Genomic DNA, 9784 nt, shown 5'->3' on the forward strand with positions numbered 1-9784 from the left:
GCTCGGGGACGTGGACTAGTCGCCTCGGCGAAGATTCTCGACGAACGCCTTGGTCTCATCCCACGTCGGCAACAGGCCCGAGGCTCCGACCTCGTCGAGTGTGGGCGCGTCGGCGTCGCGGGCGGACAACACATGGTCAGTGCCCGGCCATTTGATGTCGAGCGCCGGATCGGTAGCGAGAATCGTGTGCTCGCGATCCGGGTCGTAGCCGGCCGAGCAGAGGTACATCACCGTCGAATCTTCGTACAGCGCTTGAAAACCGTGCGCCAGCCCCTCGCTGATGTACACCGAGCGGCGGGCGCGGTCGTCCAGCAGAACCGAGTCCCACTGCCCGAATGTCGGTGAGCCGACGCGGATGTCGACCACCACGTCGAAGACGGCGCCGCGCGCGCACGTCACGTACTTCGCCTGGCTAGGCGGCAACTGGGCGAAATGCAGCCCCCGGAGCACGCCTGCGCCCGATACCGAGCAGTTCGCCTGACGCAGGTCCAGTCGATGCCCGGCGAGCTTTTGGAACTCGGCATCGGTGAACCATTCATAGAAGACACCACGGTCGTCGGCGTGCTGCGCCGGCGTGATCTCCCACGCGCCGGGGATGGCTAGCTCGCGTACCTCCACGTCACTGGCCGCGTTTCTCGTAGGCCGACTCGACGGCGTCCTTAATTGGGCCCCACCACGATTCGTTGTCGCGATACCAACCGATCGTTGCCTTCAAGCCGTCTTCGAAGTCTCTGTGTTTGGGTTCCCAGCCGAGCTCGTCGCGCAGCTGTGACGGGTCGATCGCATAGCGCAGGTCGTGACCGACGCGGTCGACGACATGATCGAAATCGTCGGGGTCACGGTCCATCAACGCCAGGATTGTCCGCATCACCGAGAGGTTGTCGCGCTCACCCTCTGCGCCAATCAAATACGTGAGCCCGACCTGACCGTCCTGAAGAATCCGCCACACCGCATCGTTGTGATCGTCGACGTGGATCCAGTCCCTCACGTTGGCGCCGGCGCCGTACAGCTTGGGCCGCCTGCCCGTCAGCACGTTGGTGATCTGGCGCGGGATGAACTTCTCCACGTGTTGGTATGGCCCATAGTTGTTGGAGCAGTTGGAAATTGTCGCGCGCACGCCGTAAGACCGCACCCATGCCCGCACCAACATGTCAGCGGCGGCCTTCGTGGATGAGTACGGGCTTGACGGGTCGTACGGTGTGGCGGCGGTGAACCGGTCAGACTGGTCCAGCGTCAGCTCCCCGTACACCTCGTCGGTCGAAATGTGGTGTAGCCGGGCACCGTGCCGTCGCACCGCCTCCAACACCATGTAGGTCCCGATCACGTTGGAGTGCAAAAACGGTTCGGGGTCGGCGAGCGCGTTGTCGACGTGTGTTTCGGCGGCGAAATGCACGACGGCGTCGGCCTCGGCGACGAGCTTCGTCACCAACTCCGCATCGGTGATGTCGCCCTCCACCAGTCGGATGCCGTCTTCGACCGGCGCAAGGGACTCCCGGCTGCCCGCATACGTGAGCGCGTCGAGCACCGTCACCGCATGCTCACCCACCGCCCCGTGCACGAAGTTGGCGCCGATGAACCCGGCACCCCCCGTGACCAGCAACCGCATGGACCTACCGTAGCGGTCGGGTCCCTGTCAGCCCTTCAGCCCCAACGGCCCGGCCAGCTCTGTGAGTGCCGGCACCAGCTTGTCCCAGCCGCCGAGCACCTGGATCGTGACGTGGTCTGCGCCCGCCTCCAGGTGCTGGTTCAGCCGGGCTGCGATGTCGTCAGGCGTGCCGTAGGCGATGACACCGTCGATCAGCCGGTCGCTGCCGGGCTTGGCGACGTCTTTGTCGGTGAAGCCGAGCCTCTTCCAGTTGTTCACGTAGTTGCTCAGGTTCAGGTAGAAGTCGACGGTTTTCCTGCCGATCTCGCGTGCTTCGTCGACGTCGGTGGTCAGAACCACCTTGTGCTCGGGCGCCAAATACACGGTGGGCCCGACCAATTCGCGGGCCGAACCGGTGTGCTCCGGAGTCGTCAGATACGGATGGGCGCCTGCACTGCGTTGCGCGGACAGCTTGAGCACTTTTGGCCCCAACGCCGCGACCACCCTGCGGCTGGTGGGCACCTTTGCGGCGTCCAACACGTCAAGGTATTCGACCAGCACGTCGTAGGGCTTGCGGTACTCGTCGGTGTGCTCAGGATGGCCGATCCCGATACCGAGCAGGAACCGGCCGGGATAGGCGTCCTCGACGCGGTGGTAGGCCTCGGCGACCTCCTGGGCAGGAGCCGTCCAGACGTTGACGATGCCGGTGGCCACCTGCAGTGTCTTGGTCTGCTCGAGGATGGGCTCGACATAGTTCAGATCACCCGCGGGGGAGCCGCCGATCCACAGCGCGCCGTAACCCAGCTTTTCGATTGCGACGGCCTGCTCGGGTTTGGGAGTTCCGAACGTCCACACCCCGAATCGGCCGAGGTCGGGTTTGAGGCTGACGGAGTCGGTCATGGAAGTCCCTTCACTGGAGTCCGAGCGGCCCCGCGAGTTCGGTGAGCGCCGGTACGAGCTTGTCAGTACCCGCCAACACCTGAACCGGAACGTGGTCGGCCCCGGCGGTCAGGTGCTCGGTGAGCCGCGCCGCGATGGCCTCGGCGGTGCCGTATGCGATCACCGCATCCACCAGCGCATCGCTGCCCGGCTTGGCGACGTCGGCATCGGAGAAACCCAGCCGCTTCCAGTTGTTGAGATAATTGGCCAGGCTCAGGTAGATCTCGAGCGCCTTGCGGCCGGTGGCGCGGGCCTTCTCGGCGTCGGTGGTCAGCACGACCTTGTGCTCAGGGGCGAGGAACGCCTCGGGCCCGATCAGCTCTCGCGCCTGCGCGGTGTGCTCTGGCGTGGTCAGGTACGGGTGCGCGCCGGCGCTGCGGCGGGCCGACAGCTTGAGGACCTGCGGGCCGAGCGCGGCGACGACGACGCGGTCCTTGGGAACCCCGTGCTGGTCGAGTTCGGTGAGGTAGTCGCTGAGCGCGTCGTACGGCTTCTTGTACTCGGTTTGCGCCTCGGGGTGGCCGACGCCGATGCCGAGGAGGAACCGGCCGGGATAAGCCTTCTCGATGCGGTGGAACGAGTCGGCGACCGGACCCGCGGCCGCAGTCCAGATGTTGACGATGCCGGTGGCCAGAGCCAAGCTGTCGGTGACCTCCAGGATGGGGTCGATCCACTCGAGTTCGGCGGGAGGCGAGCCGCCGGCCCAGATGGCTCCGTAACCGAGCGCCTCGATGTCCTTGAGCTGCTGAGGGGACAACTGTTGCCACTGCGAATAGTGGCCGAACACGCCGAACTTGCCGAGTTGAGGTTTCGTCATGGTTGGGTCAACCCCGGCTCGGCGGGCGGCTATTCCGATCGGCGCGCGATGATTCGATCTATTCGGTTCCGGCGGCGGAGAGCTCACCGGGCGTCGGTGTCAGTGGCGGCGGAGCGACCAGCGGCAGGCACACGATGAAGCGCGTATCGCCTGGCGTGGACTGCACCGACATATTTCCGCCGTGCTTCTCGACAACGATGCGCCAGGCGAGGTCGAGTCCGAGGCCGGTGCCCTCGCCGAACGGCTTCGTGGTGAAGAACGGCGTGAAGATCCGGCCGATGATGTCCTCGGGGATACCGGGCCCGTCATCGCAGATCTCCACCCGGATCATCTGCTCGTTCTCGCGTGCAGTGCGAATGGTCAAGGTGCCGTGACCATCCATCGCCTGAATCGCGTTGTCGATGAGGTTTGTCCACACCTGATTGAGATCGCCTGGGTAGCACTGTAATTCGGGCAGCGTCTTGTCCATGTCCTTGATGATGGTGACAGGCCTGCCCTTGCCCTGGTAGCCGACCTTGTCGCCGAACATCATGATCGTGCTGCGCAGCAATTCGTGGACGTTGGCGCTCTGATAGGAGCCGCGGTCCATCTGCGAGTACTGCTTGGCGTCCGCGAGCAGCGCCGAGATGCGCTTGCTCGCCTCGGCGATCTCATTCATCCGCAGTTCGTTGTCGATGGTGTACTTCAGCCACCCGATCGCACTCTGCAGCGACGCTGAGGCATCGGCGTCCTCGACCACCGACGAGACCCGCTCCAGCCAGTCGGTGTCCAGCCCGGCTTCCACGAACGTCGGCGCATAGTCCCAGGCGCCGACGATGCCGTGGTCCTCCAGCCAGTCGCCGAGCTGGTCCTCGCGGTCGGACGCCTCCAGAGCGGACAGTTCCACATCCGCGTTCTTGGCCACCTGCTCGGCGACCTGGTCCTGGATGTTGACCAGGATGCGCAACGCCTCTGGCGTGAACTTGGCTTCCGCCACCATCGCGAGCTTGTGCCGCATATGGCCCACACCCTCGCGGAGATCGGCCACCGCGCGAGCCGTCGCCGCCGCCGGGTTGTTGAGCTGATGGGTGAGCCCGGCGGTGATCGTGCCGAGCGCCAGCAGCTTCTCGCGCTGACCGATGATCTGGCTCTGCCGCCGGCCGCCGACCCTGTGCCCTTCCAACAGGTGCACGGCCATCGGGAACTGCGTCTGCATGAACCGCGCGAATGCGTCGGCCGCCAGCACGAAACAACGCGACGGCTTGGTCAGCCGTACCGACGCCTCATAGATGTGCTCCTCGCCCGGCACGTAGGCCGACCAGGCGCCGAAGTAGACGCCACGCTGCGACGTTTGCCCGGTCTGGATGTCGACGCCGCCGGAGCGCTTCGACATGATCAGTTCGCCATCGAGCATCACGTAGAAGCAGTTGGCGGGCTCGCCCTCGACGCACAGAGGCCCGGCGGGGAAAGTCTCGATGCTGCCGTCCGCGCACAGCATGTCGAGCTGGTCGTCGGTCAGATGTTCGAACAGAAACAGCGTGCGAAGTTCGTCGCGCAGGCATTCCTCGCCCATGGTGGTCCTCTCTAGGCTTCCGCCAGATACCTGTGCACCAACATCACCGCCATTGAGCCTTCGCCCACCGCGGCCGCAACCCGCTTGGCGGACTCCGAACGCACATCTCCTGCAACAAACACACCGGGCACGCTTGTTTCCAGGTGATGCGGCGGACGGTCGAGCGTCCAGCCGCTGACCTTCATCACGTCCGGACCGGACAGCACAAAGCCGTAATCGTCGCGGGCTATTCCCGCCTCTTCCAGCCAGTCGGTGCGCGGCATGGCGCCGATGAAGCAGCACATCCGGTCGCAGGTCACCGTCTCGGTCTGGTCGGTCCGCTTGTCGAGAAGCTCCAGGCCGGACAGGTGGTCGTCGGTCGCAACGGTGTTCACGACCTCGGTGCAGGTTCGGACCGTGATGTTCGGTGTCTTCAAGATCCGGTCGACGAGATACTGCGACATGCCGGCCGCGAGCGAGGACCCGCGGATCAACATGGTGACCGACTTGGCCGTCTGCGACATGTACATCGCGGCCTGCCCGGCCGAGTTGGCGCCGCCGACGATGTAGACGTCCTCGCCCGCGCACTCGCTGTTGTCGGAAACCGATGCGCCGTAGAACACGCCGCGGCCGATGTAGTTGCAGGTCGGGTCGTCGGGATCGTCCCAGCACCCGGTGATCTTCAGCTGGCGGTAGTCGACGCCGGTGGCGAGGATGACGGCGCGCGCACCGATGGTGTTGTCCTCGTTGAGCTGGATGGAATGCGCGGCGCCGACGCCGTTGACGGTGAGCTTGAACGCCTCCTGGGTCGTGATGACCTCGGCACCGAACCGTTCAGCCTGCAGGCGCGCCGACGTGGTGAGCTCGGCACCCGATACGCCGGTGGGAAAGCCGAGATAGTTCTCGATCTTCGAGCTGCGGCCCGCCTGCCCACCGGTCGAAGACTTCTCGATCAGAACCGTCTTGAGTCCTTCTGAGGCTCCGTACACCGCGGCGGCCAGACCTGCGGGACCGCCGCCGATCACCGCGAGTTCGTACATCTCCAGCGCCGGACTGGTCGACAGGCCGAGCAGAGTGGCCAGCTCGACGTCGGCCGGTTCGACGAGCGTCTCACCCTTCTCGGTGATGACGACCGGCAGCCGACTGTCGTCGAGGCCTGCGGCTTCGAGCAGTTGCTGCCCCTTCGGCTCGTCGGCATTGACGGCGCGGAACGAGTACTGGTTGCGCGCCAGGAACTGCCGCACCTCCCACGAACGCTCGCTGTAGCGGTGGACGATCACCTTGGTGTACGGCATGGCGCGGTCGCCAACGGCCTGCCATTCTTCCAGCAGGCCGTCGATGACCGGGTAGAGCTTCTCCTCGGGCGGATCCCACGGCTTGAGCAAGTAGTGGTCGAGGTCGACGACGTTGATCGCGTCGATGGCGGCGTGGGTGTCGGCGTATGCCGTCAGCAGCACCCGGCGCGCCAGCGGGAAGAAGTCCATCGCCTTCTCGAGAAACTCGATCCCGCTCATCTGCGGCATCCGGTAATCCGCGACGAACACCGCGACGGTGTCGCCGCGCAGCTTGAGTTCTTTGAGCGTCTCGAGAGCGTCGGCGCCCGACTCGGCCCGCAGGATGCGGTACCGTTCTCCGTAGTGTCTGCGAAGGTCGCGGGCGACCGCACGGGACACTGCTGGGTCATCGTCGACTGTGAGGATTGCGGGTCGTCTGGCCTGATTTCCGGGTTCAGTCATCGCCACCAATTATGCGCGCACTGTCCAGCGGATATGCGGTCAGCGTAATGGCGCTGAGGTGGCCGTTCAGCGATTTTGGGGCAGGCCGCCGAGCGGGTAGTATGGACAAACGGTGCGGTTTCCGCGCCGGCTCTTGCGTGCCCCAGTTCTGGAATTTCTAGCTACCGGCTCACGTTTTGAAGTCGGAGTGTGTACTGCGCCGAGCGGCGCCAACTAACCAGACTGACACGGAGGATCTCCGAACAACAATGGCCAAGAAAGACGGTGCCATCGAGGTCGAGGGCCGCGTGGTCGAGCCCCTGCCCAATGCGATGTTTCGCATTGAGCTGGAGAACGGGCACAAGGTACTCGCCCACATCAGCGGCAAGATGCGGCAGCACTACATCCGCATCCTGCCCGAGGACCGGGTGGTGGTGGAGTTGTCTCCCTACGACCTGTCCCGGGGCCGCATCGTTTATCGGTACAAGTAATCCACAGCCAGCACGAGACAAGAACAGGATCGACAAGCCGTGAAGGTGAACCCGAGCGTCAAGCCCATTTGCGATAAGTGCAGGGTGATCCGTCGGCATGGGCGGGTCATGGTGATCTGCTCCGATCCGCGACACAAGCAGCGGCAAGGCTAGCCAGCCTCAGTACGCCCTGCACCCACAACTGAATGACGAAACCCCAGCACCACTGAGTGGATTAGCCGCTCATCTACGTCCGGCACGGAGGCCGGACCCCACAAGACGAGGGAACGGGCTGGGACAAGACCTCCGCATAGAGAAGGAACACTGCCTGATGGCACGCCTAGTAGGCGTCGACCTCCCGCGCGACAAGCGCATGGAGATCGCGCTGACCTATATCTACGGCATTGGCCGTACCCGCTCCCAGGAGATCCTGGAAGCAACCGGCATCAGCCGGGATCTGCGCACCAAAGACCTGACCGACGACCAGGTGACCCAGCTGCGCGACTACATCGAGGGCAGCCTCAAGGTGGAGGGCGACCTGCGCCGCGAGGTGCAAGCCGATATCCGCCGCAAGATCGAGATCGGCTGCTACCAGGGCATTCGGCATCGCCGCGGCCTGCCGGTGCGTGGCCAGCGGACCAAGACCAATGCGCGCACCCGCAAGGGCCCCAAGCGCACCATCGCCGGCAAGAAGAAGGCCAGGTAACCGATGCCACCCGCAAAGAAGGGCGCAGCCGCCCCCAAGAAGGGTCAGAAGACCCGCCGCAGGGAAAAGAAGAACGTCCCGCACGGCGCCGCGCACATCAAGAGCACGTTCAACAACACGATCGTGTCGATCACCGATCCGCAGGGCAATGTCATCGCCTGGGCATCGTCGGGCCATGTCGGCTTCAAGGGGTCGCGTAAGTCGACGCCGTTCGCCGCGCAGCTGGCCGCAGAGAACGCCGCCCGCAAGGCGCAGGAGCACGGCGTCAAAAAGGTCGACGTGTTCGTGAAGGGCCCCGGTTCGGGCCGCGAGACCGCGATCCGGTCGCTGCAGGCGGCCGGCCTCGAGGTCGGCGCAATTTCCGATGTCACCCCGCAGCCGCACAACGGCTGCCGTCCGCCCAAGCGGCGCCGGGTCTAGGGAGGAACAAGAACTCATGGCTCGTTACACCGGACCCGCAACCCGCAAGTCGCGCCGCCTCGGCGTTGACCTCGTCGGCGGCGAGCAGGCATTCGAGAAGCGGCCCTACCCACCCGGCCAGCACGGCCGCGCGCGGATCAAGGAAAGCGAATACCGCCAGCAGCTGCAGGAGAAGCAGAAGGCCCGCTTCTCCTACGGCGTGATGGAAAAGCAGTTCCGCCGTTACTACGAGGAGGCCAACCGCCTCCCCGGCAAGACCGGCGACAACCTGCTGCGCATCCTGGAGAGCCGGCTGGACAACGTTGTGTACCGCGCCGGCCTGGCGCGTACTCGCCGGATGGCCCGCCAGCTCGTCAGCCACGGCCACTTCACCGTCAACGGTGTCAAGGTCGATATCCCCAGCTATCGCGTGTCGCAGTACGACATCATCGATATCAAGGACAAGTCGATCAACACGCTGCCGTTCGAGATCGCTCGCCAAACTGCGGGTGAGCGACCGATTCCGGGATGGCTGCAGGTGGTTGGCGAACGCCAGCGCATCCTGGTGCACCAGCTGCCGGAACGCGCGCAGATCGACGTGCCGCTCAGCGAGCAGCTCATCGTCGAGCTCTACTCGAAGTAAGACTTTCCAGCCGCCCGGATGGCGGTTGGGATTACGCGACATCAAATAGCGGTTGTCGCGAAGGAGGAAGAAAACACCATGCTGATTTCTCAGCGACCCACATTGTCCGAAGAGGTCCTGGCCGAGGATCGCTCCCAGTTCGTCATCGAACCGTTGGAGCCCGGATTCGGTTACACCCTTGGCAATTCACTGCGGCGCACGCTGCTGTCGTCGATCCCCGGCGCAGCGGTCACCAGCATTCGCATCGACGGCGTGCTGCACGAATTCACCACCGTTCCCGGTGTGAAGGAAGACGTCACCGACATCATCCTGAACCTCAAGGGTCTGGTCGTGTCGTCCGAGGAGGACGAGCCGGTCACCATGTACCTGCGCAAGCAGGGCCCCGGCGCGGTCACCGCTGGTGACATCGTTCCGCCTGCCGGCGTGACGGTGCACAACCCGGAAATGCACATCGCCACCCTGAACGACAAGGGCAAGCTGGAGGTCGAGCTCGTTGTCGAGCGTGGCCGCGGCTACGTCCCCGCCGTTCAGAACAAGGCGTCGGGTGCCGAAATCGGCCGCATCCCGGTCGATTCCATCTACTCGCCGGTGCTGAAGGTCACCTACAAGGTGGAGGCCACCCGCGTCGAGCAGCGCACTGACTTCGACAAGCTCATTCTGGACGTCGAGACCAAGAGTTCGATCACTGCTCGTGACGCGCTGGCGTCGGCGGGCAAGACGCTGGTCGAATTGTTCGGTCTGGCACACGAACTCAACGTCGAGGCCGAGGGCATCGAGATCGGCCCGTCACCTGCCGAGGCGGACCACATCGCGTCGTTCGCTCTGCCGATCGACGATCTGGACCTCACGGTGCGGTCGTACAACTGCCTCAAGCGCGAGGGTGTGCACACGGTGGGCGAGCTCGTCGCCCGCACGGAGTCCGATCTGCTGGACATCCGCAACTTCGGCCAGAAGTCCATCGACGAGGTGAAGATCAAGC

Annotated in this window: 12 protein-coding genes; 6 read left to right on the top strand and 6 right to left on the bottom strand. The window is 64.7% G+C overall.

The genetic code is table 11. The features are described from left to right. Positions 1-15 precede the first annotated feature (15 nt). The 6 genes from rfbC to QOJ24_RS05245 are packed head-to-tail and all read right to left on the bottom strand — an operon-like array spanning position 16 to position 6608. Entirely contained in the window at positions 16-618 is a 603-nt protein-coding gene (rfbC, locus tag QOJ24_RS05220; RefSeq protein WP_526259781.1) for a dTDP-4-dehydrorhamnose 3,5-epimerase, read from the bottom strand. A 1-nt stretch (position 619) separates the two neighbouring features. Continuing rightward, positions 620-1606: a dTDP-glucose 4,6-dehydratase gene (rfbB, locus tag QOJ24_RS05225; protein WP_526259783.1), complete on the bottom strand. Its 987-nt coding sequence runs from the start codon at positions 1604-1606 to the stop codon at positions 620-622. 27 nt (positions 1607-1633) lie between these two features. Further along, positions 1634-2485: an LLM class F420-dependent oxidoreductase gene (locus QOJ24_RS05230; RefSeq protein WP_526259785.1), complete on the bottom strand. Its 852-nt coding sequence runs from the start codon at positions 2483-2485 to the stop codon at positions 1634-1636. A 10-nt stretch (positions 2486-2495) separates the two neighbouring features. Next, a complete protein-coding gene (locus tag QOJ24_RS05235) occupies positions 2496-3341 on the bottom strand; it encodes an LLM class F420-dependent oxidoreductase (RefSeq protein WP_526259787.1) in 846 nt (281 codons plus the stop codon). Between the two features lie 58 nt (positions 3342-3399). Next, complete coding sequence (locus tag QOJ24_RS05240) at positions 3400-4893, bottom strand: ATP-binding protein (RefSeq protein WP_526259789.1); 1494 nt, start codon at positions 4891-4893, stop codon at positions 3400-3402. An 11-nt stretch (positions 4894-4904) separates the two neighbouring features. Then, positions 4905-6608 carry an FAD-dependent oxidoreductase gene (locus QOJ24_RS05245; RefSeq protein ID WP_526259791.1) on the bottom strand — a complete coding sequence of 568 codons (1704 nt, stop codon included), beginning with the start codon at positions 6606-6608 and terminating at the stop codon, positions 4905-4907. 248 nt (positions 6609-6856) lie between these two features. Here QOJ24_RS05245 and infA point away from each other — a divergent pair, with 248 nt between their 5' ends. The 6 genes from infA to QOJ24_RS05275 form a co-directional block, all read left to right on the top strand. Next, positions 6857-7078, top strand: coding sequence for a translation initiation factor IF-1 (gene infA, locus QOJ24_RS05250; protein ID WP_003418601.1), 222 nt, complete (start codon positions 6857-6859; stop codon positions 7076-7078). Positions 7079-7117: 39 nt separating this feature from the next. Then, positions 7118-7231 (top strand): 50S ribosomal protein L36, encoded by a 114-nt coding sequence (gene rpmJ / locus QOJ24_RS05255; RefSeq protein WP_003879483.1) that lies wholly within the window; start codon positions 7118-7120, stop codon positions 7229-7231. Between the two features lie 157 nt (positions 7232-7388). After that, a complete protein-coding gene (gene rpsM, locus QOJ24_RS05260; RefSeq protein WP_526259793.1) occupies positions 7389-7763 on the top strand; it encodes a 30S ribosomal protein S13 in 375 nt (124 codons plus the stop codon). Between the two features lie 3 nt (positions 7764-7766). Beyond that, complete coding sequence (rpsK, locus tag QOJ24_RS05265) at positions 7767-8183, top strand: 30S ribosomal protein S11 (RefSeq protein WP_015305086.1); 417 nt, start codon at positions 7767-7769, stop codon at positions 8181-8183. 16 nt (positions 8184-8199) lie between these two features. Further along, positions 8200-8805 carry a 30S ribosomal protein S4 gene (gene rpsD / locus QOJ24_RS05270; protein WP_526259795.1) on the top strand — a complete coding sequence of 202 codons (606 nt, stop codon included), beginning with the start codon at positions 8200-8202 and terminating at the stop codon, positions 8803-8805. 78 nt (positions 8806-8883) lie between these two features. After that, on the top strand, positions 8884-9784 hold a 901-nt coding region (locus tag QOJ24_RS05275), incomplete at its 3' end, for a DNA-directed RNA polymerase subunit alpha (RefSeq protein ID WP_526259797.1).

This window comes from Mycobacterium sp., from assembly GCF_032159775.1.
Taxonomy (GTDB): domain Bacteria; phylum Actinomycetota; class Actinomycetes; order Mycobacteriales; family Mycobacteriaceae; genus Mycobacterium.